Genomic DNA, 21,966 nt, shown 5'->3' on the forward strand with positions numbered 1-21,966 from the left:
GGGAATGGGAAAACCTCTGGGCGTGATACTGGCGGGCGGCTTGGCGACGCGTATGGGTGGCGGTGACAAGGGTCTGTTGCAGATCGGCGGGCAGAGCCTGTTGTCCCATGTTGTTGAACGCCTGGCGCCGCAAGTGGGTGGGCTTGCACTGAATGCCAATGGTGATCCGGCGCGGTTTGCAGATCTTGGGCTGCCTGTTGTGCCGGACACGATAGAGGGCTTTGCAGGGCCTTTGGCCGGGGTTTTGGCCGGGTTGGATTGGGCGGCAGGGCAGGGGGCCGACAGTATCGTCACCGCTGCAGCGGATACGCCATTCTTTCCGCATGATCTGGTGGCGCGTCTGCAACACGCGGCTGAGGGGCAGGATTATCCTTTGGTTCTGGCGACCACACCGCGTTCGAGCAACGAGGTGTTGAAATCCGGCGGCGGCAAGCGGGTCAACCGGCACCCGACCTTCGGGCTCTGGCCCGTGGCGTTGCGCGATGATTTGCGGGCTGAATTGCAAGACGGTCTGCGCAAGGTGGTGCTGTGGACGGACAAGCATCAGGGGCGTGAGGCATTGTTCCCTGCTGAACCCTTTGATCCGTTTTTCAATGTGAATACGCCCGACGACCTGACCCGCGCGCAAGAGCTGTTGAGGCTGGCATGAGAGTCTTTGGCGTCACCGGCTGGAAGAATGCGGGCAAGACCGGGTTGATGGAGCGGTTGGTGGCCGAGATCACTGGCCGTGGTTTCTCGGTCTCGACCGTGAAGCACGCGCATCACAGCTTTGACGTCGATCAGCCGGGCCGTGACAGTTACCGCCATCGCGCAGCAGGCGCGAACGAAGTGCTTTTGGCCTCGGGTCAGCGCGTGGCGCTGATACAAGAACTGCGCGGGGCCGAGGAGCCACGACTGTCGGATCTTCTGGCCCGCCTGTCTCCGGTCGATCTGGTGTTGATCGAAGGATACAAACGAGAGGCGCATCCCAAGATCGAGGCGTTTCGGCAAGAACCGGGCAACGCCCTGATTGCAACGGGCAATGACACCATCCGCGCTGTTGCCAGCGACGTACCACTGTCTCTGGATCGTCCGGTTTTCGATTTGAACGATACGGCCGCGATTGCAGATTTCATCCTGCACGAGGTCGGTTTGTGACCGGATTTGACAGCTTTGCGATGGTCGATTGGTCCGGTGGAAATGACACCGGCCCAAGGCCCCGTAAAGATGCGATCTGGTCTTGTGTCGTGCAAGATGGGCGCGCCGAAGAGCCGGTCTATCACCGCAACCGCCAGATCGCGGAACGCTGGTTGCACAGTCTGATTGACGCCGAGATCCGGGCCGGGCGACGCTTGTGTTTGGGGTTCGATTTCCCTTTTGGCTATCCCAAAGGCTTTGCCCAGGCGTTGACCGGATCGGATGATCCGCTGCGTCTTTGGGACTGGTTTGAAACCCATATTCAGGACACACCCACGGCTAATAACCGTTTCGATCTGGCGGGCCAGATCAACCTGAGGTTCGGCGGCAAAGGGCCGTTCTGGTTCAACGGGTTGCAGCGTAAGATCGACGGGTTGCCAAAATCCAGGTCAAGCTATCATAACCCGTTTCCCGAACGACGCCGGGTAGAACTGATACCCGAGGCCAAGGGCAGTTTCACATGCTGGCAGATGGGGGGCGCCGGGGCGGTGGGTGGACAGGTGATGATGGGGTTGCCCGTGCTCAACCGTTTGCGCCGTGCATTCGAGGGGCAGGTGGCGGTTTGGCCGTTCCATCCGCTGGACAGACCGGTGGCCTTCGTGGAAATCTGGCCTTCGTTGAAACTGGGCGCAGCACCGGATGGTCGGATCAAGGACGCCTGGCAGGTTGAACAGGTTGCGCTGTGGCTGGCGGCGATGTCGGAACAGGAATTGGCGCAGGCACTTGATGTCAGCGCGGCAGAGGAAGGGTGGATTTTAGGGGTGTCACAACAAAAGCCGGATATCGCTCCGCCGCCACTCAGGAATGACTGTTTCGCCTTGCCCGCCGGGGTCAATTGGACGCCGGTTGATGAGGCTCTGGGCTTGCTGAAGGACCGCTTGCGCCCTGTCACCGCGCCCGAAACCGTCGCTTTGCAGGACGCGATTGGCCGGGTGCTGGCCGAGGACGTTGTGGCACAACGGTCCAATCCGCCGCAGCCCAATACGGCAGTGGACGGCTATGGGTTTGCGGGGGCCATGTCCGAGGGGAGCCACGTATTACCCCTGACCCCCGGACGCGCAGCGGCGGGTATCCCGTTTGACGGTGCGGTCCCCGAAGGTCACGCGTTGCGGATTTTGACCGGTGCGGCCCTGCCCGAGGGAGTGGACACGGTGATCCTGGAAGAGGATGTTACCGTTCAGGACGGTCATATCGCCTTTCACGGGCCGCTGAAGCAGGGCGCCAACACCCGCAAAGCAGGCGAGGACGTGGCGCAAGGCGCGTTGGCGCTGTCCAAGGGGCGCCGTCTGACTCCGGCGGATCTTGCGTTGTTGTCCGCTGTGGGCGTGGCCGAGGTGGCAGCGCAAGCCCCTTTGCGTGTTGCTGTCCTGTCGACCGGGGATGAGTTGATTGAACCCGGCGACCCGGCAGGGCCCGGGCAGATCTTTGACGCCAATCGCCCGTTGTTGCTGTCCATGATGGCGCGCATGGGGTTTCAGCCGGTCGACATGGGCCGCGTCGCCGATGATCGCGAGATGTTGCGCGACCGGTTGGATCAGGCCTCTGATAAGGCCGATGTGATCCTGACCAGTGGCGGCGCGTCGGCGGGTGACGAAGATCATGTCTCGGCCCTGTTGCGTCAGGCAGGTGCGATGCAAGAATGGCGGATTGCACTGAAACCCGGTCGCCCGCTGGCCTTGGGCATGTGGGACGGCACCCCGGTGTTTGGCCTTCCAGGCAACCCTGTGGCAGCCATGGTCTGCACCCTGATTTTTGCCCGTCCTGCGCTGGGGTTGATGGCGGGTGAGGGGTGGAAGGTGCCACAAGGGTTTGATGTGCCTGCTGGGTTTGAAAAGCGCAAAAAGCCGGGACGCCGGGAATACCTTCGCGCGCGTTTGCGAGACGGGCGCGTCGAAGTGTTTCATTCGGAAGGGTCTGGCCGGATCAGCGGACTCAGCTGGGCCGAGGGACTAGTCGATCTTGGCGATGGCGCGCAGCATATTCAGCCTGGCGATCCGGTGCGCTTTATGCCCTTTGGCAGTTTCGGGCTTTAATCGAAGGTCCCGGCCACACGGCCCAACAGCATGAAAGCCCGCGCGGTCCGTGTGTCACCCAATGCGGTCAGCTCTGCATCCGAGGCGTTGGGCTCGAAATCGACGATCATATGATCAAACTTGCGCAGGAAATGATGCGCCGCGTCGCGAAAGATCGGGTCTTGTTTCATCCGCGCGGAGGTCAGTGCCAGAGACGAGCGGTCGCGAATGCCACCCAGCGAAGCAATGGCACGCCCGCGCGCGCCTTGGGCAAATTGTCGCCACACTTCGGGCCGCGCCATGTCCGGGCGCAGGTCGTCCATGTAAATCCCCTCTTGGCTTAACAAAGTCAGGATGTCTTCCGAGGCCTGCACAAGCTGCGAGGCCTGCCGGTCCTTGAGCGCCAGCCGCAGCGCATCGAACCCCAGCGCGTCGTCTTGGGTTTCGGGGAAGTTCAACGCGCGGATAAAAACGTCCTTTGGCAGGGGCGGCGACATATCCTCGGTGGGTACGCCCAATTCCAGCGATGTCTGATCGTTGCGAGAGGCCGGGGCTGAAAGCGGGCGGGCCGGTTCTGCGCGGTGAGAAGAAAACGTCGCAGGGGTGCTTTCTGCGTTTTGGGCTGTTTGAGCGATGTCTTCCAGCCTTTTGGACACCATCGGTGCATAGGTGCTGGCGGCCCTTTGCTGCTGCGTGACGTAGGTGTTGCGAATGGCATCTATCGCGGTCTGAAGACGGGCGCTTTCCTCGCGCATGATGCGGCTGGTGCGCATCGCAACAGCCGCCACCCAGATCATCGCCACAGGCATGAACACGGCCAGAAAGATGACGATCACACCGCCACCTTGCTGGTTGCTGGGCAAGACAAGAAAGACAATGGCAATCAACAGCCAAGCCAGGCTGAGCGCCACCGCAGTGATCTCGATCCCGGTTACTTTCGGTTCGCCCGGACGATCATAGATGCCCAGCGATGTCGGTCTGTTGGCGTCGTGATCAGGTGATGGCTCTGACATGATCGCCCCTCCGGTCAGGCGTAATCGACACTCAGAATTTCATAGGACCGGACCCCACCCGGAGTTCGAACCTCGACACTGTCGCCTTCGTCCTTGCCAATCAGCGCGCGGGCAATTGGCGATTTAATGTTCAACAAGCCCTTTTCGATATTGGCTTCGTATTCTCCGACGATCTGCCAGGTCTTTTCTTCATCGGTGTCTTCATCGACCAGCGTAACCTTGGCGCCAAACTTGACAGAGCCGGACAGCTTGCTGGGGTCGATGACATCAGCCAGTGACAGAATGCCTTCGAGTTCTTTGATGCGGCCTTCGATAAAGCCCTGCTTTTCGCGGGCAGAGTGGTATTCGGCATTCTCTTTCAGATCACCAAGCTCTCGCGCCGAGGCGATGGCGGCGATGATGGCCGGGCGTTCGACCGATTTCAGGTTCTTCAGCTCTGCTTCTAGCGCGCCAAAGCCCGCAGGCGTCATTGGGATCTTTTCCATACTGTTTAACGTCCACGTAAAATTGAGTCGCCCCGCCGCACAAAAGCGTCGGGGCGAAGTGTTGGTTGAAGAATACCAGACCCAAATGAATTGGGAATTGCAAGGGTTCAGACGCCCCCCGCCGGTAAATTCGCGACTTTGCGCCGTTTGGAGCGGGTTTCGCCACGCCAGCGGTTCATGTCATTGCGGGGGCCTTTGCTCCATCGATCAGAGGGGGTGGTTAGCCAGAGCATCTCAATCATATTGCACCAACTCAAACTCGATCCCATTGTCATCACGGAAGTAGAACCGACGACCCGGTTCATAATCGGCATGGTTATGAGGTTCGAATCCGGCTTTGCGCACGCTTGCTTCTGCAGCATCCAGATCCTCAACCAGAACACCCACATGGTTCAGCCCGCCGACAACGTCATAGCTGCTTTCGTTGGATGGTTTGGGACTGTCGGGCGTGTAAAGCGCCAGATAGGTGTGGGGCCCACCCACATGAACCGTGAATCCACCCGATATCGCGGGGCCTTCCCAGCGGGTTTTCCAGCCAAAGACATCCTGCATCCAAGCTGCGGTTGCCTGGGGATCGCGGACTGTGATGTTGGTGTGTTCAAGCGTTGCCATCATGGGATCTCCTTCAATTAGGGCTTGTCCCGACTCACGATAATTTCTAAACCTAACTTTAGGTCAAGGAAATTCTTGCGAGGTCTCATGGCAGCTTCCGAAGGGCTTGCAATTGGCGCGTTGGCGCGTCGAACCGGATTGGCAGTTTCGGCTATCCGCTATTACGAGGCACAGGGCTTGATTGCCCCTTGGCGCAATGCGGGTGGTCAACGCAGGTATCAGCGTGCGGATATTCGGCGGTTGAGTTTCGTCATGATCGCGCAGCAGTTCGGTCTGACCTTGCCGGAAATCCGCGAGGTCCTGTCCGGCTTGCCGGGCAATCGCACGCCAACACCGCAGGATTGGAAGAAAATCAGCGTTGGTTTGCGCGCGCATCTGGACGCGCGAATCGATACGCTGATCCAGCTGCGCGACAATTTGGATGGCTGCATCGGGTGTGGCTGTCTCAGCTTGCCCAAATGCGCGCTTTACAACCCCGATGATCGCGCCAAATCCCATGGCAGCGGTCCCAGATACCTAATGGGCGATGCACCGGAAAGCAGAAGTGACGATTAGAGGCGCCGTTACGCCGTGTTTCGATTGACCAACGTCTTTCCGACCATGTAATCACCCGTGAAACAAAATTGCGCCGACGGAACGCGAAAAGCGTCAATTCGGAAAGTTAGCGAAGGAGCCCGCGATGGCCGAGATTGAACGCGAAGCGATGGAATATGACGTGGTGATCGTGGGTGCAGGCCCCGCGGGTCTGTCTGCGGCCATCCGTTTGAAACAGCTGGATGCTGACCTGAATGTCGTGGTTCTGGAAAAAGGGTCGGAAGTCGGCGCGCATATCCTGTCGGGTGCGGTGCTTGATCCCTGTGGTCTGGATGCGTTGATCCCCGATTGGAAAGAAAAAGGCGCACCGCTGAACGTTCCGGTCAAGGATGACAACTTCTACATGCTGGGCGAAGCGGGTCAGCTGCGCATCCCCAACGCGCCCATGCCGCCGTTGATGAACAACCATGGCAACTACATCGTCTCGATGGGCAATGTTTGCCGCTGGATGGCCGAGCAAGCCGAAGCGCTGGGCGTCGAAATATTCCCGGGCATGGCCTGTTCCGAAATGGTCTATGGCGACAATGGCGAAGTCAAAGGCGTTGTGGCCGGTGTTTTTGGCCTGGAGCCTGACGGATCGTATGGCCCCAATACCGAGCCCGGGATGGAGCTGCACGGCAAGTATGTGTTCCTGTCCGAAGGTGTGCGCGGATCGCTGTCCAAAGAGGTCATCGCCAAATACGATCTGTCCGCCGGGAAAGAGCCGCAGAAATACGGCGTTGGCATGAAAGAGATCTGGGAGATCGACCCCGAAAAGCACAAGGAAGGTTCGGTCACCCACACCATGGGCTGGCCGCTGGGCAGCAATGCAGGTGGCGGGTCTTTCATCTATCATCTTGAAAACAATCAGGTCTATGTTGGGTTCGTGGTGCATCTGAACTATAAGAACCCCTATCTCTACCCCTATATGGAGTTCCAGCGCTTCAAGCATCATCCGATGGTGGCTGAGCTTTTGAAAGGCGGCAAACGCGTGGCCTATGGTGCCCGAGCGATCACCGAGGGTGGTTATCAGTCGATGCCTAAGCTGGTGGCTCCGGGCGTGGCTTTGTTGGGCTGTTCGGCGGGTATGGTGAACGTGCCGCGTATCAAGGGCAACCACAATGCGATGCTGTCCGGCAAGGCCGCAGCCGAGGCTGCTTATGATGCGATCAAAGCTGAACGCTCGGGCGACGAGCTGACCGCCTATGAGACCGTCGTACGGGACGGCGCGATCGGCAGCGATCTGAAGAAAGTGCGCAACGTCAAGCCGCTGTGGTCGAAATACGGTCTGACTGCCAGTCTTGCGCTGGGTGGAATGGACATGTGGACCAACACGCTTGGCTTTTCGCTGCTGGGCACCCTGGGTCACGGCAAAAACGATGCTGAATCGACCGAAGATGCCAGCAAGCATCAGCCCATCGACTATCCCAAGCCCGATGGAGTGCTGTCATTCGACCGTCTGACCAACGTATCCTTCGCGGCGACCAACCATGAGGAAAGCCAGCCGTGTCACTTGCGGCTGGCCGACCCGGATATCCCGGTCAAGGTGAACCTGCCCGAGTTCGACGAGCCAGCGCAGCGTTATTGCCCGGCAGGCGTCTATGAGGTGGTCGAGGACGAAAACGGGCCGCGTTTTGTCATCAACTTTCAGAATTGCGTGCACTGCAAAACCTGTGACATCAAGGATCCCAGCCAGAATATCACCTGGACAACACCACAAGGCGGCGACGGGCCGAACTACCCCAATATGTAGGCAGAAATGCAGACAATGGTGGGGTCGTGATGGTCCGGCCATTGCCTCTGGAGGTCAGAGGCCCTAGCTTGTTCCTGATAATAGGCAACAAGGCAGTTTTCCGGTGTTTTCCTTGATCCGTCGCACAGCGCTTGCTGTGGTTCTTTCTTCTTCTGTTGCGCTTCCTGGTTTAGCGGATGTCGGCGCGGGCTCTTATCTTGCCGGTCGGCAAGCGATCTACGAAAGCGACTACAAAGCGGCTGAGCGTTACTATTCGCGCGCTTTACGTTCAAACCCCGAAGATCGCCGACTTCTGGAAAGCGTGTTGTTGGCGCGGATTGCGCTGGGCAATATCGAGGGCGCATTACCCATCGCTGAGACGGTGGCTGAATATGACGGGCAGGCGCAGGCTGCGAATATGACCATCGCGGCCACGATGATCGCAAACGAGCAATTCGAGGAGTTTCTGGCGCTTGATCCGGAAAGCCAAGGCATTGGTCCGCTGGTCGATGGCTTGATGATTGCCTGGGTGCAGATCGGTCAGGGCGCTATGACCAAGGCGATGGAGCAGTTCGATACCGTTGCCGAGCAAGAGGGTCTGCGCTCGTTCGCGATGTACCACAAGGCGCTTGCGCTGGCCTCGGTCGGGGACTTTGAGGGCGCAGAAGAAGTGTTCTCTGAGGGCGATGCAGCAGCGTCGCGTCTGTCGCGCCGGGCCGCGCTTTCTCGGGTCGAAGTGCTTTCGCAATTGGATCGTAACGATGACGCGCTGCAATTCATCGAAGACGTATTTTCGGCAGGGAGCGACCCTTTTATCGATGACTACAAGGCGCGGCTTTCAGCGGGCGAAACGCTTCCGTTCACCCATGTTGGCAACGTCAAGGATGGCGTAGCCGAAGTATTCCATTCGGTCGGTGCAGCGTTGAACAACGAGGCGGCGCAGGACTATGTTCTGCTTTATTCCCGCATCGCTAGCTACCTGCGTCCCGATCATATTGATGCTGTTTTGATGAGCGCCGAGTTGCTGGAAAATCTGGGTCAGTTTGACCTGGCGGTCGAGGCCTATCGACAGGTTCCTGTCGACAGTCTGGATTACCACGTGGCCGAGCTTGGTCGGGCTGAAGTTCTGCGCCGGTCTGGCAAAGAGGATGCTGCGGTCGAAGTTCTGGAAAGCCTTGCTGTTCAACAGCCGGGTTTGCCTGCCGTGCATGTGGCTCTGGCAGATTTGCAGCGGCAACAGGAAAACTATGCCGCAGCTGTCACCTCATACGACGCGGCGATTGATCTGACGGCGCAAGGGGCCGATGCGAGCTGGTTCTTGCACTATGCGCGCGGGATTTCCCATGAGCGTCTCAAAGACTGGGACAAGGCCGAGGCCGATTTTCGCAAAGCGCTTGAACTGAACCCGGATCAGCCGCAGGTGCTGAATTACCTGGGATATTCTCTTGTGGAGCGGCGGGAAAAGCTGGATGAGGCGCTCGACATGATCGAACGCGCGGTCGCGGCACGACCAGACAGCGGGTATATCGTAGACAGTTTGGGATGGGTGTTGTTCCGTCTTGGACGCTATGATGAAGCGGTCGAACATATGGAACGCGCGGCCGAGTTGATGGCCGTTGATCCGGTGGTGCATGACCATTTGGGCGATGTCTATTGGGCGGTTGGCCGCTATCGCGAGGCTGAATTCCAATGGAAGCGCGCCTTGTCCTTCATTGACCCCGAAGACAGCGATGGCGAAGCCGACCCGGACCGCATTCGGCGCAAGCTAGAGGTTGGTCTGGACGTGGTTCTGGAAGAAGAAGGCGCTGACCCTTTGAAAGTAGCCAATGACGGCTGAGGCCTTCGCGCCGGCCAAGATCAACCTGACACTGCATGTGACCGGCCAGCGCTCGGACGGGTATCACCTGTTGGATTCTTTGGTTGTTTTTGCCGATGTTGGGGATCACTTGACCTTTCACCCTGGTCCAGTGCTGTCGATCGAGGTCAGCGGTGAGTTTGCCCAAGGCGTTCCGACCGACGATCGCAACCTTGTGTGGCGTGCTGCGCAGGCCGTGGATTGGACGGGGCAAATTACCCTGAACAAAGCTCTGCCGCATGGTGGCGGCATCGGGGGCGGTTCTTCGGATGCGGCGGCAACCTTGCGGGCACTTGGGGGCGCAGATACAGCTGTGGCGCTGTCACTGGGTGCCGATGTTCCAGTCTGTGGTCGGGGCAAGGCCACGCGGATGCAGGGTATCGGAGAGGACCTGAGCCCAGCCGTCTTGCCGCCTTTGCCAGCGCTGCTGGTCAACCCCGGTATTTCGGTGCCCACCGGGCCGGTTTTTCAGGCGCTGGATCGCAAGGATAACCCTGCCATGCCAGCCGACATTGACGTTTTCGACAGTGTCACCGCCTGCGCCGAATGGCTGAGCACCCAACGCAATGACCTGCAAATCCCGGCATGCTCGGTTGCGCCGCAGATCCCCGATGTGCTGGACGCGCTGGGCGACACCCGCGATGTTTTGCTGGCCCGCATGTCGGGATCGGGTTCAACCTGCTTTGCACTCTTTCCGACGATGAAAGCGGCGCATTTTGCGGCCTATGAGATCGGCGCGGCCCAACCGGACTGGTGGGTGCGGGCAACAACGCTCAGTTAAGGCGCGAGACCACGTAATCGGCCAGGTCGCGCAGCAGGTCGCGCAACTCGTGATCGGGTAGGCCTTCCAGCGCAGCTTTGGCCTTGGTTGCCCATCCAAACGCGTCGGCGCGGGTGGCGTCCAACGTGCCGTATTTGTGCATCAGCGCCAGAGCGTGATCCAGATCGCCATCTTCCTGGCGGCCCTTCTCGATAGTGCGTTGCCAGAAAGCGCGTTCTTCAGGTGTGGCCTGTGCGACGGCTTTGATCACCGGCAAGGTCAATTTGCGTTCACGGAAATCATCGCCAACGTTTTTGCCCGTCGCCTTGCTGTCGCCCTGATAATCCAGCAGGTCATCGGCAATCTGGAACGCGATGCCCAATGCATCCCCATAGTCGAACAAGGCCTGAACCTGCGCGTCCGATGCCCCGGCGATCACAGCGCCCACTTCGGTGGCCGCGGAAAACAGGGCCGCAGTCTTACCGCGCACAACTTGCAGATAAACCGCTTCATCCGTGCGCAGATCCGTTGCGGCGGTCATTTGCAGCACTTCGCCTTCGGCAATGGTGGCCGATGCGTTGGAGAGAATGTCCAGAACCCGCAGGGATCCGGTTTCGACCATCAACTGAAAACTGCGCGAAAACAGGTAGTCACCCACCAACACGCTGGATTTGTTGTCCCAGAGCAGGTTCGCTGTAGGCCGACCGCGGCGCTGACCGCTTTCGTCCACTACATCGTCGTGCAGCAACGTGGCTGTGTGAATAAACTCTACCGTCGCCGCCAGGCGCACATGGTGGTCGCCGGTATAACCAAACAGGTTGGCCGCTGCCAAAGTGAGCATCGGACGCAGCCGCTTGCCACCAGCTTCGACCAGATGTGCTGTCACTTCGGGAATGCGCGGGGCGTGATCCGAGACCATCCGCGTGCGGATCAATTCATTTACCGCCGCCATTTCCTCGGTCAGAATTCCGGCCAGTCGCTCATGCGGTTTCGAGATCGTGCTGATATTCATCACACTCCTGATACAAGGCTCGACTTCCGCCTTGCCTTGCCCTTACATCCATCCCCATGAAAGAACTTTTGCGCAGCACCGATCCAACAATTCTGGCTTTTGCATCCGCTCTCCTTGAGGGCGAGGATATAGACTGCTTTCAGATGGACGTAAATATGAGCATCCTCGAAGGCGGCATTGGAATCTTCCCTCGCCGGCTGATGGTGCGTGCCGATGATCTGACCCGGGCAGAACGTGTAATGCACGACAATGACATCCCTTTGGGTCGATGACTGCGCGTGATGACATCGACCTGACCTGCAATGACTTTCTGGGTGGTCGTGTTCGGCTGTGGCAACCCAAGGCAGGTTATCGTGCCGGAGTTGATCCTGTTCTTCTGGCCGCATCGGTCCCCGCGTCACCGGGGCAGTCGGTGCTGGAGCTTGGCTGCGGCGCAGGAGCGGCCATTTTGTGCCTGTCGGCGCGGGTGCCCGGACTGCAGCTCACCGGGGTCGAATTGCAGGAAGAATACGCGCATTTGGCGCGCAGGAATGCACAAGAGAACGCGGTTGATCTGGATGTTGTCCAGGCAGACCTGACAGCAATGCCCGCCGATCTGCGGCAAAAGCAATTCGATCACGTGATTGCAAACCCGCCCTATTACAAACCAGGCGCGCACAGCACAGCGCGAGACACCGGGCGTAGCATCGCTTTGGGCGAACAGACGCCGCTTGCCCTTTGGCTTGAGGTCGCGGCAAAACGGCTGGCCCCAAAAGGCTTTTTAAGCATGATCCAGAAAGCTGACCGGCTTCCGGACATGCTGGTGGCCTGCACGGGCCATCTGGGCTCGGTCGAGGTTCTGCCTCTGGCGGCGCGGGTTGGTCGCGATGCCGAACTTGTGATCCTGCGCGCGCGCAAGGGCGGGCGGGCCGCTTTCAAGCTGCATCCACCGGTGATTCTGCATCAAGGCGTTCGGCACGAGCGGGACGGTGATAGTTATGCCCCCGAACTGAGCGCGGTGCTGCGCAACGGTGCAAGCTTGGCCGGGTTTGATCCCTAGTCGGCATTGATCGGCCGAATTCCTAGGATTTGTGACAGATTCTGTGCAGCTGCGGCGTGACAGGGTTGAATTGATGTGGTCAACTTCACACGTACTATTTGTATACCCACCAAGGAGGATCGCCATGAGCGTTAGCGCACATCTGACGGAACTGAAGAAAAAACACGAAACTCTCGGTCTTGAAGTAGAACAAGCTCAGCGCTCGCCAGGCATCGACGATCTCCACATCGCCCAGCTCAAAAAGCAGAAATTGAAACTGAAAGAAGAGATCGAGCGCCTGTCGGCCTAATTCGCAAAGCTGGCGCGGGCTGCAAGTACCGCGCCACCGGTAATCAAAACCGCCGCGATCGCCAGACCCCAGGTTGGGGTGGCGATCCCGGCCAGGATCAGAACCAGAGTCGACAATAGCGGTGCAGCATAAGAGCTGGTTCCAAGCATCTGAATGTCGCCCTGTTTGACCCCGATATCCCAGACGTAAAACGCAAGCCCAACTGGTCCGAGCCCAAGAGCAAGAACAGAGGCCCAGCTGAGGGCGGTGTCGGGCCAGATCGTGTCCTCAAGCGTGAAATGCAGTATCCAAGAGGCAATAGCGGTTAGCACGCAAAACACTGCGACAGAATTTGTGGGCGTATCGCCCAAACGGCGGGACAAAACGGAATAGCCCGACCATGTCAAAGCGCACAGCAGGGCCAGGCCATAACCTGGCAGGTGATCCGATTGAAAGCCTGCTCCACCTCCACCCAAGATGATCAGTGCAGCCCCCGCAAAGCCCAGACAGGCGCCAATCAGGTGTCCTGCGCGCAGATGCTCACCTGGCAGCAGGCCCGAAAGCAAAACGATCAGCAGCGGCCAGAGGTAGGCAATCAGCCCGGCCTCGGCGGCTGGCGACATCCGCAACGCCGAGAAATACAGCGCGTGATAGCCAAACAGTCCGACTGTTCCGAACATGTAGATGGGCCACCGGACCGCGCGCAGCTGCGCGATGCCGCCCGTACGCCATGTCCAGATCAGCCCCAACGTTCCACCAAGGCTGAAGCAGATCGCGTTCAGCAACAAAGGAGGAGTTGGTGCTGACCCAACTGTAAACAGGGCAAGCAGAGACCACAGAAGTACGGCAACAAAACCGATACTTGTCGCGCGGGATCGAGTCATGCCGCGATGTCCTCGACCGGGATGATCTGAAACGCGTCCGAGATATGTGCGGTCTTTTCGATCTCTGCGACAAACCAATCCCTGAATGCTGCGATCTGAGGTCGTTTCTCGGCACCTGGCAGACAGAGAAAGCGAAATCGCCCCTGTGTTTCAATCGCAACTTTGAAAGGGGCGACCAACAGCCCTTCGGTCAGGTCCTTGATGATCATCGAACGTCGCCCAAGCGCGACCCCCATACCGGCCACCGCCGCGTCAATTGTGTGATCGGCATGTGAGAAACTGGCGCCGTGTTTGGGCTCAAAATCTACGCCCACCGCGCGGAACCATGTCGCCCAGTTTGCGGGGGGTTTCAGAAATGCGATCGAATCGTCGTGGATCAGCGGCGCTTCTTGCAAGCTTTCAACTGTTGGATACTGCTCGGCCAGTTCGGGGGTCATCACTGGGGTCAGCCACTCTTTGCGAACGGGCAGAGAATAGAGCTCTTCGTCAGGCCCATAGCCAAACCGGATGGCAACATCGACGTCATCCCGTTCAAGGTCCATATTTCGCAAAGTCGCCGAGAACTTCAAATCGATTTCCGGATGTGCGCGTGCAAATTCGTAGAGACGCGGAGCAAGCCACTTGGCGGTCAGGGCGGGTCCGGCTGTCACGGTCAGGCTGGTGTCGTCTCCTTGTCGGCGTACCGCTTGCCATGCGGCCTGAAGAGTAGCGAACCCATCTGCTGCACCGGGTGCAAGGGTTCGACCGGCTTCGGTCAGCTCGACGGCTCGGTTCAGGCGGCGAAACAGGGGACGGCCTAAATGCTCCTCAAGCGATTTTATCTGAAAAGACAGCGCAGCAGGGGTCACGTGCAACTCGTCGGCGGCCTTGGCGAAAGACATGTGCCGGGCGGCGGCGTCAAAGGCGCGTAGGGCTGTGAGCGGGGGCAGACTGTCTGGCATACGGTCAAATTTTTCTTAACTGAACTGCGAGAATTACTCGTTTGTCGCTTTTGAAATTAAGGGTAATATTCAGATCAAGTCAAATGAAACTGTTCTGAAAGGACCGCGAAGATGATCGAGATGACCACAAATCCAGCCGCCCGCCGCGCCTTTCACCGCGCACATGAAGCACGGGGCACGGCAATTATTGCGATGCTGAAGAAAGTATTTAGTTTCCGCTGAACGCAGCGCGCGCGTTCTTACGGGATGCAAAAGGGCCGGCCTGTTTGGGGCCGGCCCAATTCGTTTCAAGCTCGGCTTGGCTTAGACAAAGAACTGTGCACCGTTCGCCGAAATCGTCGAACCGTTGATGAACTGAGAATCATCAGAGGCCAGGAAAGCCACACAGCGCGCAATCTCTTCCGGTTCACCCAGACGACCCGCGGGAATTTGGCCAATGATGGATTCGCGCACCTTTTCCGGTACCGCCATCACCATCTCGGTGGCGATATAGCCGGGGCAGATAGCGTTGGCGGTGATGCCTGCGCGTGCACCTTCTTGTGCCAGTGACTTTACGATGCCCAGATCACCCGCTTTGGTCGCAGCATAGTTCACCTGAGCGAACTGGCCTTTCTGGCCGTTGATCGAGCTGATGACGATCACCCGCCCGAACTTACGCTCGCGCATGCCGGGCCACACAGGGTGGACGGTGTTGAACACACCGGTCAGGTTGGTGTCGATCACCTGATGCCACTGCTCGGGTGTCATCTTGTGAAATGGCGCGTCACGCGTGATACCGGCATTGGCGACGACGATATCAATCGGGCCAACCTCGGCCTCTACTTTTTCGATACCCGCTTTGGATTCGTCATAATCGGCAACGTTCCATTTATACGTGGCGATGCCGGTTTCTTCGGTGAACTTCGCCGCCGCTTCATCGTTCCCCGCATAGGTCGCCGCAACGTTGTATCCTTCGGCCTTGAGCGCCTTGGAAATTGCTGCGCCGATGCCGCGAGATCCGCCGGTAACGAGTGCTGTACGTGCCATTGATGACTCCTCCAATTTTGGTCGTCTTGGGTAATTCTGTTACTCTGAGAGTATTTATTTCGCAATATCGTTTCGCGATCGATTGTCTCTTTCTGTCCGGCGATATTGTCGCATCTGTTTGGGTAATGCACGATTGTAACAAAAAAGGGCGTCCAGTGGACGCCCTTTTCTATTTAGATGTCAAGGCACTTAGTCGCGCTCCACGCAGAGCGCAACGCCCATGCCGCCACCGATGCAGAGGGTGGCCAGACCCTTTTTGGCATCGCGGCGCTTCATTTCGAACAGCAACGTGTTCAGAACGCGGCAACCGGAGGCTCCGATTGGGTGACCAATGGCGATGGCGCCACCGTTGACGTTTACGATCGAAGGGTCCCAGCCCATGTCCTTGTTGACGGCACAGGCTTGCGCGGCGAAAGCTTCGTTGGCTTCAACCAGGTCCAGGTCGTCAACCGACCAGCCCGCTTTCTCAAGTGCCTTGCGGGACGCATAGATCGGGCCAACACCCATGATAGACGGGTCCAGACCAGCCGTTGCGTACGATGCAATCCGGGCCAGAGGCTCGATCCCGCGTTTTTCAGCGTTTTCAGCCGACATTAGCAGCGTCGCGGCCGCGCCATCATTCAGGCCTGACGCGTTGGCTGCCGTGACTGAACCTTCTTTGGTGAAGGCTGGGCGCAGTTTGCCCATGGCTTCGATGGTCGCGCCGTGGCGGATGTATTCGTCCTTGTCCATCACGATGTCGCCCTTGCGGGTCTTGATGGTGAAGGGCACGATCTCGTCGTCGAATTTACCGGCCTTCTGAGCTGCTTCTGCCTTGTTCTGCGAGGCTACGGCGAATTCGTCCTGCATATCGCGGCTGATCTGCCATTTCTCGGCAACGTTTTCGGCAGTCTGGCCCATGTGGTAGCCGTTGAATGCGTCCCACAGGCCGTCACGGATCATCGTGTCGATGTATTTCATGTCGCCCATCTTGTGACCGGCGCGCAGGGCGGCAGCGTGGGGCGACAGGGTCATGTTTTCCTGGCCACCGGCGGCCACGATGTCAGCATCCCCGAGTTGGATATGCTGCGCACCCAGTGCAACAGCGCGCAGGCCCGAGCCGCAGACCTGGTTGATGCCCCAGGCCGCACTTTCCTGCGGCAGGCCCGCATTGATATGCGCCTGACGTGCAGGGTTCTGGCCCTGTGCTGCGGTCAGAACCTGACCCATGATGGTTTCGCTGACTTCGCCTTTGTCGATCCCGGCGCGCTCGACAACCGCTTCGAGTACGGCGGCGCCCAGGTCATGTGCAGGGGTGTTCGCAAACGAACCGCTAAAGCTGCCGACGCCTGTGCGTGCGGCGGATGCGATTACTACGTTGGTCATTTGATCAGTCCTTTACCGTCATGGTCCTGTGGGAAATCTGACGGCGCAAGTTGCAAAGCTTCGCTCTGCCAGAGTCAGAGCGCCTCATGTTCCCCCGCTCAACTCTGCCTGAAATACCCCAATGCTGCAATTGCAGCAACGGACAGCTTGTCTCAGCGTAAGTTTGATTTGGGCAGATCACTGAAAACGGGCATCAAGTTCCGGTTTTTGCTTTGGTTTTCCCGATCCAGGGTGGGGAGACTGTCGGTGCGCCAAACAGAAACCCCTGAAGGCAGTCGACCCCATTGGCGACAAGAAATTCGGCATCCTCGGGTGTTTCGACCGATTCGGCGGTTACCAGGATCTCAAACTCGCGTGCGACTGCGATCAGTGCGCGCACCAATGCCTGGTTGTCGGGGTCGCGGCTGATGCCACGAATGAACTGTCCGTCGATCTTGGCCGCGTCAAAAAGAAACTCGCGAAAATGGCGAAAGCTGAAATTGCTGGCGCCAAAATCGTCCAAAGCAAAGGCGATGCCCCGCGATTGCAGCCGATCCATGAAATCGACCACCAGTTCCGGCACCTGCATCGCCGAGCTTTCCGAGATCTCAAGGATCAACCGCTCACCCAGTGTCGCGTCGCGTTTGAGAAATTTCTCAAGCAGGCGCGACCAGCGCGCATAGCCAATCGAACGGGCGGACATGTTGATCGACAGGCGGATGCCGGGGTTTCGGATCAAAGTCCGCATACCCATTTCCAGCGCGACGCAATCCAGATCGCGACCCACAGGTGTGTTTTCGACCTGCGGCATGAACTCACGCGCGGGAATGGCGCGCCGGGTTTCATCCAACACGCGGATGAACCCCTCGTAAAAAGCGACGCCCTGGGGTGGGCGCGATTGCATGACCGGCTGAAACGCCAGCTTGCATTGCTTGTGTTTCACCGCTTCGGTCGCCATCTGAACCGCCGAACGATCCCGCGCCGAAACCGCAGCGTTCAGCGGGCTGTCCACCCCTTCCGGCAGGTCCGCAAGCCTCTTGTTCCGCATATCCGTGACGATCCTTCAGTCATGGCCAAACCCTGTTGGTCATGATTTCAGGGCAAACAGATGAATCTGCGGTTAAGACGTTTCAGAATATTGATCAGTTTGATCGGGCGCGCTCAAAGGACCACGAGGCCGCAGCGCCGATAATCGCGCCAAACATACCGGTCAGCATCAGGATAAAGCCAAAAAGCAAAGCCGCAGGGGACACCGTGTCTGCCAAAGCGGCAACCATCGACAAAACAAGGCCCAGCAGGCCGATATAGGTCGAGATGGATGTGATACGGGTCATGCGGTCCTCGGGTGCTTCGGTCTTCTGTTATCCATGTGGCAACCAATATCGGCGTTTCAATATGGGTCGCTTCGGCTTTGGGTTCTGCCGACGCAGGTGCCGCTTTCTTGAGCGGTTTGGTGCCGAAAGCTTGAAATCAGGGCATAAAATGGCCCAAGCCCGACTAAATGAAACTACCCTCGGGCGTTACAGGCGCCCGAAGGTTCCGTGTCTCACGTTGACCGCAGGGGTCAGCTTTCGGCGCCCACCAAGGTCGAGATGATCGCTTTGGCGCTGTCGGAATTCCATTCCGCGTCTCCGATCAAACGTGCAATTTCCTGGCCTTCGGGGTTCAGGATCACAGTGATCGGCAGGGCAACGACACCGAATTCACGCGCGGCGGACGAGCTTGGGTCTTGGTGGCGCGGTAAGCCCGTGATGCCATTGTCGTCAAAAAATTTCTTGATCCCGGCAGGAGAGTTGCGGCCTGTGGCCAGGGTCAGAACCTCGAACTTGTCGCCGCCAAATTCCTCTTGCAGCTCGGCAATCTGAGGCATCTCTTTGCGACAAGGCGCACACCAAGTGGCCCAGAAATTCACCAGCACGTATTTGCCGGCATAGTCTTCCAGCGTGCCAACGCCGCCGTCATCTTCCATTTGGAACTCGATGGTCTTGGCCTCTTTGGGTTCGCTATGCAAGATCAGCCGTTTCAGAGAGCCATCCCGCAAGGGTGCCAGCGTTTCGGCATCCGTTGCCAAAGCTGCGTTTGCACCCAACGCAAGGGCCATATAAAGGGGGATCAGACGTAACAGGCGCATATCAACTCCGGGTTTTCATTCATGACCGATCAATCCTCGAACCAGATGTGGGGCGGCCGCTTTGCCGCCGGTCCAGACGCGATCATGGAGGCGATCAACGCCTCGATCGGGTTTGATCAGCGGATGGCAGCCCAGGACATTGCAGGCTCGCGCGCCCATGCCGCCATGCTGGCTGCGACAGGCGTCATTAGTGATAGTGATGCCGAGGCCATTCGGGAAGGGCTGCTCACCGTTTTGTCAGAAATCCAGAAGGGTGAGTTTCAGTTCTCGGCCGCACTGGAAGACATCCACATGAACGTCGAAGCGCGCCTGAAAGAGGTTATCGGAGAGCCCGCAGGCCGCTTGCACACAGGCCGATCGCGCAACGATCAGGTCGCTACCGATTTCAAACTGTGGGTGCGCGATCAGTTGGATGCGGCTGAAACGGGTTTGCTGGCTTTGATCCGTGCGCTTTTGGCGCAGGCCGAGGCCGGGGCCGATTGGGTCATGCCGGGCTTTACCCATCTGCAAACCGCGCAGCCGGTCACTTGGGGGCATCATATGATGGCCTATGTCGAGATGTTTGGCCGCGATCTGTCGCGCGTCCGCGATGCGCGCGCCAGGATGAACGAGTCCCCCTTGGGTGCTGCGGCGCTGGCCGGAACCTCATTCCCCATCGACCGCGATATGACGGCCAAGGCGCTTGGTTTTGATCGACCTGCCGCCAACTCGTTGGACGCCGTCAGCGACCGCGATTTCGCGCTGGAATTCCTGTCCACCGCGTCAATCTGCGCTGTCCACCTGTCGCGCTTTGCCGAAGAGCTGGTGATCTGGTCCTCGGCCCAGTTCCGCTTTGTCACCTTGTCTGATCGCTTTTCCACTGGATCCTCGATCATGCCGCAAAAGAAAAACCCGGATGCGGCCGAGCTGATCCGGGCCAAGGTGGGGCGCATCTTTGGCGCCAATACTGCGCTGATGATGGTGATGAAGGGCCTGCCCTTGGCCTATTCCAAAGACATGCAGGAAGACAAAGAGCAGGTATTTGATGCCGCCGACAACTGGATGTTGGCGCTGGCGGCGATGGAAGGCATGGTCAAGGACATGACTGCCAATCGCGACAGTCTTGCCGCTGCTGCAGGGTCAGGCTTTTCAACAGCGACGGACCTGGCCGATTGGCTGGTGCGTGTGCCCGGGCTGCCGTTTCGGGATGCGCACCATGTCACCGGCTCGTTGGTTGCGATGGCCGAAAACAAAGGCTGTGACCTGCCTGATCTGAGCCTTGCCGATATGCAATCGGTCCATGGTGACATCACCGAAGATGTCTATTCTGTTCTTACGGTCGAAAATTCGGTAAACTCGCGTCAGTCCTACGGTGGCACCGCACCGGATCAAGTGCGGGCCCAGGTTCAAAGATGGAAAGCGATGGTCTGATGACTCTGCTGCGCGCAACGATCTTGGTAGCTACCTGTGCGGTGTTGGCAGGCTGCGGCGCAGATGGTGAACCGCTGCAACCGACAATGAATGCCAGCGTTGGCGTAGGCTCCAGCGGGACCTATGTGGCGGCTGGCGTTGGCGCGACACGCGGCCCGATAAGCCTGTTTGTCGGGTTCTGAGGCCTTTAGAAAAGAAGATATCATGAAATTATGGACCCCGTTTCTTCTGCTTGCGGCTTTGGCCGCTTGTGAACCTACGTCTCAGCCGCGCCCCGAGCCGACGCCCGAGCCCAAGTCTTCGGGTATCTCGATCTCGGGATATGGGCGTGTGGGTGGCTCAACGTCCTTTTGACTTTGTTCGGCGTGTAAATCCGCCAGTCTCCATTGATCCGCAGGCCTTTTTTGGTCTAAGCGCGCTTTATGGATCATTTTCTCTACCGCGACGGCGCGCTTTTCGCCGAGGATGTCCCGATTTCCGAGATCGCAGCCGCGGTCGGAACGCCGTTCTATGTCTATTCGACAGCGACGTTGCAGCGTCATTTCAAGCTGTTTGACGACGCGCTGGAAGGCACGGACCACCTTGTCTGCTATGCGATGAAGGCGGCCAGCAATCAGGCGATCCTGAAGACACTGGCGCAGGTGGGGGCGGGGATGGATGTCGTCTCGGGCGGGGAGTACATGCGTGCCAAGGCGGCTGGCGTGCCCGGCGACAAGATCGTTTTCTCGGGCGTTGGTAAAACGGCAGATGAGATTCGCACGGCGCTGACCGGTGGAATTCGTCAGTTCAACGTGGAATCCGAACCCGAGATGGAAGTGATCAATGCGGTTGCCCAGGAATTGGGCGTAATCGCGCCGATTACCGTGCGGGTGAACCCCGATGTGGATGCGAAAACCCACGCCAAGATTGCCACGGGTAAATCCGAGAACAAGTTTGGTATTCCGATCTCACGCGCGTCCGAGGTCTACGCCCGCGCGGCCAGCCTTCCGGGACTTGAGGTGATCGGGATCGACGTTCATATCGGGTCGCAATTGACTGATCTGGCCCCGTTCGAGCTGGCCTATAACAAAGTCGCCGATCTGACCGCGCAGTTGCGTGCCGAGGGCCACAATATCCGCCGTTTGGATTTGGGCGGCGGGCTGGGCATTCCCTATACCCGTTCGAACGAGGCACCACCTTTGCCGGTTGAATACGGGGCTATGGTCAAGAAAACGCTTGGACATTTGGGGTGCGAGATCGAGATTGAACCGGGGCGACTGATTGCGGGCAATGCTGGTTTGATGGTAAGCAAGGTGATCTATGTGAAGTCCGGTGAAGGCCGCGATTTTCTGATCATTGACGGGGCTATGAACGATTTGATCCGACCCGCAATGTATGAAGCGCATCACGACATTATTGCGGTTCAGGAACCTGAGGCTGGTGTCGAGCCACAGCCCTATGACATCGTTGGCCCGGTTTGCGAATCCGGGGACACCTTTGCCAAGCAGCGCAACATGCCGCCCTTGCAATCCGGTGATCTGATCGCCTTTCGCAGCGCAGGCGCATATGGCGCGGTAATGTCCAGCGAATACAATACGCGCCCTCTGATCCCCGAAGTTTTGGTGAACGGGGATCAATTTGCCGTAATTCGTGAACGCCCAAGCTTTGACGAAATCATAAACCGCGATACCATACCTACGTGGCTTTGACGCGG

At 58.5% G+C, this 21,966-nt stretch carries 25 protein-coding genes; 14 read left to right on the plus strand and 11 right to left on the minus strand.

Annotation, left to right across the window (positions count from 1 at the left end):
- The first annotated feature begins 4 nt into the window (after positions 1-4).
- Genes mobA through glp form a run of 3 tightly spaced genes read left to right on the plus strand, consistent with a single transcriptional unit; the run spans position 5 to position 3,209 of the window.
- Positions 5-649: a molybdenum cofactor guanylyltransferase MobA gene (mobA, locus tag GOX45_RS11155; protein ID WP_171100880.1), complete on the plus strand. Its 645-nt coding sequence runs from the start codon at positions 5-7 to the stop codon at positions 647-649.
- On the plus strand, positions 646-1,137 hold the full coding sequence (gene mobB, locus GOX45_RS11160) for a molybdopterin-guanine dinucleotide biosynthesis protein B (protein ID WP_171100882.1): 492 nt from the start codon (positions 646-648) through the stop codon (positions 1,135-1,137). The genes mobA and mobB overlap by 4 nt, the downstream gene beginning before the upstream one ends.
- The gene (gene glp, locus GOX45_RS11165; RefSeq protein WP_371808971.1) at positions 1,134-3,209 is read left to right on the plus strand and encodes a gephyrin-like molybdotransferase Glp; all 2,076 of its coding nucleotides are present in this window, start codon (positions 1,134-1,136) and stop codon (positions 3,207-3,209) included. Before mobB ends, glp begins: the two co-directional genes overlap by 4 nt.
- Here glp and GOX45_RS11170 read toward each other — a convergent pair.
- The 3 genes from GOX45_RS11170 to GOX45_RS11180 form a co-directional block, all read right to left on the minus strand.
- On the minus strand, positions 3,206-4,201 hold the full coding sequence (locus GOX45_RS11170; RefSeq protein WP_171100884.1) for a hypothetical protein: 996 nt from the start codon (positions 4,199-4,201) through the stop codon (positions 3,206-3,208). The two genes, glp and GOX45_RS11170, sit on opposite strands and share 4 nt — an antisense overlap.
- Positions 4,202-4,215: 14 nt before the next feature.
- Positions 4,216-4,686, minus strand: coding sequence for a transcription elongation factor GreA (gene greA, locus GOX45_RS11175; protein WP_171100886.1), 471 nt, complete (start codon positions 4,684-4,686; stop codon positions 4,216-4,218).
- Between the two features lie 234 nt (positions 4,687-4,920).
- Positions 4,921-5,301 (minus strand): VOC family protein, encoded by a 381-nt coding sequence (locus tag GOX45_RS11180; RefSeq protein ID WP_171100889.1) that lies wholly within the window; start codon positions 5,299-5,301, stop codon positions 4,921-4,923.
- 84 nt (positions 5,302-5,385) lie between these two features.
- Here GOX45_RS11180 and soxR point away from each other — a divergent pair, with 84 nt between their 5' ends.
- The 4 genes from soxR to GOX45_RS11200 all read left to right on the plus strand — a co-directional run bounded on the left by soxR (position 5,386) and on the right by GOX45_RS11200 (position 10,239).
- Positions 5,386-5,853, plus strand: a complete 468-nt coding sequence (gene soxR / locus GOX45_RS11185; RefSeq protein WP_171100891.1) for a redox-sensitive transcriptional activator SoxR — start codon at positions 5,386-5,388, stop codon at positions 5,851-5,853.
- Positions 5,854-5,977: 124 nt separating this feature from the next.
- On the plus strand, positions 5,978-7,624 hold the full coding sequence (locus GOX45_RS11190) for an electron transfer flavoprotein-ubiquinone oxidoreductase (RefSeq protein ID WP_171100892.1): 1,647 nt from the start codon (positions 5,978-5,980) through the stop codon (positions 7,622-7,624).
- Between the two features lie 103 nt (positions 7,625-7,727).
- A complete protein-coding gene (locus tag GOX45_RS11195) occupies positions 7,728-9,440 on the plus strand; it encodes a tetratricopeptide repeat protein (protein ID WP_171100894.1) in 1,713 nt (570 codons plus the stop codon).
- Positions 9,430-10,239, plus strand: a complete 810-nt coding sequence (locus tag GOX45_RS11200) for a 4-(cytidine 5'-diphospho)-2-C-methyl-D-erythritol kinase (protein ID WP_171100896.1) — start codon at positions 9,430-9,432, stop codon at positions 10,237-10,239. The genes GOX45_RS11195 and GOX45_RS11200 overlap by 11 nt, the downstream gene beginning before the upstream one ends.
- Here GOX45_RS11200 and GOX45_RS11205 read toward each other — a convergent pair.
- The gene (locus GOX45_RS11205; protein WP_171100898.1) at positions 10,232-11,230 is read right to left on the minus strand and encodes a polyprenyl synthetase family protein; all 999 of its coding nucleotides are present in this window, start codon (positions 11,228-11,230) and stop codon (positions 10,232-10,234) included. The genes GOX45_RS11200 and GOX45_RS11205 overlap by 8 nt on opposite strands.
- A gap of 56 nt (positions 11,231-11,286) precedes the next feature.
- Between GOX45_RS11205 and GOX45_RS11210 the strand changes: the two genes are divergently transcribed.
- From GOX45_RS11210 to GOX45_RS11220, 3 genes are all read left to right on the plus strand, one after another.
- Positions 11,287-11,502, plus strand: a complete 216-nt coding sequence (locus tag GOX45_RS11210) for a DUF2007 domain-containing protein (protein WP_170353555.1) — start codon at positions 11,287-11,289, stop codon at positions 11,500-11,502.
- On the plus strand, positions 11,499-12,269 hold the full coding sequence (locus tag GOX45_RS11215; protein ID WP_171100900.1) for a tRNA1(Val) (adenine(37)-N6)-methyltransferase: 771 nt from the start codon (positions 11,499-11,501) through the stop codon (positions 12,267-12,269). Before GOX45_RS11210 ends, GOX45_RS11215 begins: the two co-directional genes overlap by 4 nt.
- Positions 12,270-12,393: 124 nt before the next feature.
- Positions 12,394-12,558, plus strand: coding sequence for a YdcH family protein (locus tag GOX45_RS11220; RefSeq protein ID WP_170350663.1), 165 nt, complete (start codon positions 12,394-12,396; stop codon positions 12,556-12,558).
- Here the strand turns inward: GOX45_RS11220 and GOX45_RS11225 are convergent.
- The 7 genes from GOX45_RS11225 to GOX45_RS11255 all read right to left on the minus strand — a co-directional run bounded on the left by GOX45_RS11225 (position 12,555) and on the right by GOX45_RS11255 (position 18,863).
- The gene (locus GOX45_RS11225; RefSeq protein ID WP_171100902.1) at positions 12,555-13,421 is read right to left on the minus strand and encodes a DMT family transporter; all 867 of its coding nucleotides are present in this window, start codon (positions 13,419-13,421) and stop codon (positions 12,555-12,557) included. The two genes, GOX45_RS11220 and GOX45_RS11225, sit on opposite strands and share 4 nt — an antisense overlap.
- The gene (locus tag GOX45_RS11230; RefSeq protein WP_171100904.1) at positions 13,418-14,362 is read right to left on the minus strand and encodes a transcriptional regulator GcvA; all 945 of its coding nucleotides are present in this window, start codon (positions 14,360-14,362) and stop codon (positions 13,418-13,420) included. Before GOX45_RS11230 ends, GOX45_RS11225 begins: the two co-directional genes overlap by 4 nt.
- Positions 14,363-14,665: 303 nt before the next feature.
- Complete coding sequence (gene phbB, locus GOX45_RS11235; RefSeq protein WP_170379024.1) at positions 14,666-15,388, minus strand: acetoacetyl-CoA reductase; 723 nt, start codon at positions 15,386-15,388, stop codon at positions 14,666-14,668.
- A 189-nt stretch (positions 15,389-15,577) separates the two neighbouring features.
- Positions 15,578-16,753, minus strand: coding sequence for an acetyl-CoA C-acetyltransferase (locus GOX45_RS11240; RefSeq protein WP_171100906.1), 1,176 nt, complete (start codon positions 16,751-16,753; stop codon positions 15,578-15,580).
- Positions 16,754-16,946: 193 nt separating this feature from the next.
- Positions 16,947-17,780: an EAL domain-containing protein gene (locus GOX45_RS11245; protein ID WP_171100907.1), complete on the minus strand. Its 834-nt coding sequence runs from the start codon at positions 17,778-17,780 to the stop codon at positions 16,947-16,949.
- 94 nt (positions 17,781-17,874) lie between these two features.
- Positions 17,875-18,066 (minus strand): hypothetical protein, encoded by a 192-nt coding sequence (locus GOX45_RS11250; protein ID WP_171100909.1) that lies wholly within the window; start codon positions 18,064-18,066, stop codon positions 17,875-17,877.
- Positions 18,067-18,296: 230 nt separating this feature from the next.
- Positions 18,297-18,863: a TlpA disulfide reductase family protein gene (locus GOX45_RS11255; RefSeq protein WP_171100911.1), complete on the minus strand. Its 567-nt coding sequence runs from the start codon at positions 18,861-18,863 to the stop codon at positions 18,297-18,299.
- 21 nt (positions 18,864-18,884) lie between these two features.
- Here GOX45_RS11255 and argH point away from each other — a divergent pair, with 21 nt between their 5' ends.
- The 4 genes from argH (at position 18,885) to lysA (ending at position 21,961) form a co-directional block, all read left to right on the plus strand.
- On the plus strand, positions 18,885-20,273 hold the full coding sequence (gene argH, locus GOX45_RS11260) for an argininosuccinate lyase (protein ID WP_171100913.1): 1,389 nt from the start codon (positions 18,885-18,887) through the stop codon (positions 20,271-20,273).
- The gene (locus GOX45_RS11265) at positions 20,273-20,455 is read left to right on the plus strand and encodes an argininosuccinate lyase (protein WP_171100915.1); all 183 of its coding nucleotides are present in this window, start codon (positions 20,273-20,275) and stop codon (positions 20,453-20,455) included. Before argH ends, GOX45_RS11265 begins: the two co-directional genes overlap by 1 nt.
- Before the next feature lie 22 nt (positions 20,456-20,477).
- On the plus strand, positions 20,478-20,627 hold the full coding sequence (locus tag GOX45_RS11270) for a hypothetical protein (protein WP_171100916.1): 150 nt from the start codon (positions 20,478-20,480) through the stop codon (positions 20,625-20,627).
- 68 nt (positions 20,628-20,695) lie between these two features.
- Positions 20,696-21,961 carry a diaminopimelate decarboxylase gene (gene lysA / locus GOX45_RS11275; RefSeq protein WP_171100918.1) on the plus strand — a complete coding sequence of 422 codons (1,266 nt, stop codon included), beginning with the start codon at positions 20,696-20,698 and terminating at the stop codon, positions 21,959-21,961.
- Positions 21,962-21,966: the final 5 nt, after the last annotated feature.

The sequence above is a fragment of the Ruegeria sp. HKCCD7255 genome (assembly GCF_013031565.1).
Taxonomy (GTDB): Bacteria; Pseudomonadota; Alphaproteobacteria; order Rhodobacterales; family Rhodobacteraceae; genus Ruegeria.

Coding starts and splice junctions, on each gene's coding strand:
- mobA (WP_171100880.1), top strand. CDS start 5: ATGGGAAAACCTCTGGGCGTGATACTGGCGGGCGGCTTGGCGACGCGT.
- GOX45_RS11225 (WP_171100902.1), bottom strand. CDS start 13,421: ATGACTCGATCCCGCGCGACAAGTATCGGTTTTGTTGCCGTACTTCTG.
- GOX45_RS11200 (WP_171100896.1), top strand. CDS start 9,430: ATGACGGCTGAGGCCTTCGCGCCGGCCAAGATCAACCTGACACTGCAT.
- soxR (WP_171100891.1), top strand. CDS start 5,386: ATGGCAGCTTCCGAAGGGCTTGCAATTGGCGCGTTGGCGCGTCGAACC.
- GOX45_RS11240 (WP_171100906.1), bottom strand. CDS start 16,753: ATGACCAACGTAGTAATCGCATCCGCCGCACGCACAGGCGTCGGCAGC.
- GOX45_RS11190 (WP_171100892.1), top strand. CDS start 5,978: ATGGCCGAGATTGAACGCGAAGCGATGGAATATGACGTGGTGATCGTG.
- GOX45_RS11250 (WP_171100909.1), bottom strand. CDS start 18,066: ATGACCCGTATCACATCCATCTCGACCTATATCGGCCTGCTGGGCCTT.
- GOX45_RS11220 (WP_170350663.1), top strand. CDS start 12,394: ATGAGCGTTAGCGCACATCTGACGGAACTGAAGAAAAAACACGAAACT.
- argH (WP_171100913.1), top strand. CDS start 18,885: ATGACCGATCAATCCTCGAACCAGATGTGGGGCGGCCGCTTTGCCGCC.
- GOX45_RS11210 (WP_170353555.1), top strand. CDS start 11,287: ATGAAAGAACTTTTGCGCAGCACCGATCCAACAATTCTGGCTTTTGCA.
- GOX45_RS11245 (WP_171100907.1), bottom strand. CDS start 17,780: ATGCGGAACAAGAGGCTTGCGGACCTGCCGGAAGGGGTGGACAGCCCG.
- GOX45_RS11205 (WP_171100898.1), bottom strand. CDS start 11,230: ATGAATATCAGCACGATCTCGAAACCGCATGAGCGACTGGCCGGAATT.
- lysA (WP_171100918.1), top strand. CDS start 20,696: ATGGATCATTTTCTCTACCGCGACGGCGCGCTTTTCGCCGAGGATGTC.
- mobB (WP_171100882.1), top strand. CDS start 646: ATGAGAGTCTTTGGCGTCACCGGCTGGAAGAATGCGGGCAAGACCGGG.
- GOX45_RS11180 (WP_171100889.1), bottom strand. CDS start 5,301: ATGATGGCAACGCTTGAACACACCAACATCACAGTCCGCGATCCCCAG.
- GOX45_RS11170 (WP_171100884.1), bottom strand. CDS start 4,201: ATGTCAGAGCCATCACCTGATCACGACGCCAACAGACCGACATCGCTG.
- greA (WP_171100886.1), bottom strand. CDS start 4,686: ATGGAAAAGATCCCAATGACGCCTGCGGGCTTTGGCGCGCTAGAAGCA.
- GOX45_RS11265 (WP_171100915.1), top strand. CDS start 20,273: ATGACTCTGCTGCGCGCAACGATCTTGGTAGCTACCTGTGCGGTGTTG.
- GOX45_RS11230 (WP_171100904.1), bottom strand. CDS start 14,362: ATGCCAGACAGTCTGCCCCCGCTCACAGCCCTACGCGCCTTTGACGCC.
- phbB (WP_170379024.1), bottom strand. CDS start 15,388: ATGGCACGTACAGCACTCGTTACCGGCGGATCTCGCGGCATCGGCGCA.
- GOX45_RS11255 (WP_171100911.1), bottom strand. CDS start 18,863: ATGCGCCTGTTACGTCTGATCCCCCTTTATATGGCCCTTGCGTTGGGT.
- GOX45_RS11270 (WP_171100916.1), top strand. CDS start 20,478: ATGAAATTATGGACCCCGTTTCTTCTGCTTGCGGCTTTGGCCGCTTGT.
- GOX45_RS11215 (WP_171100900.1), top strand. CDS start 11,499: ATGACTGCGCGTGATGACATCGACCTGACCTGCAATGACTTTCTGGGT.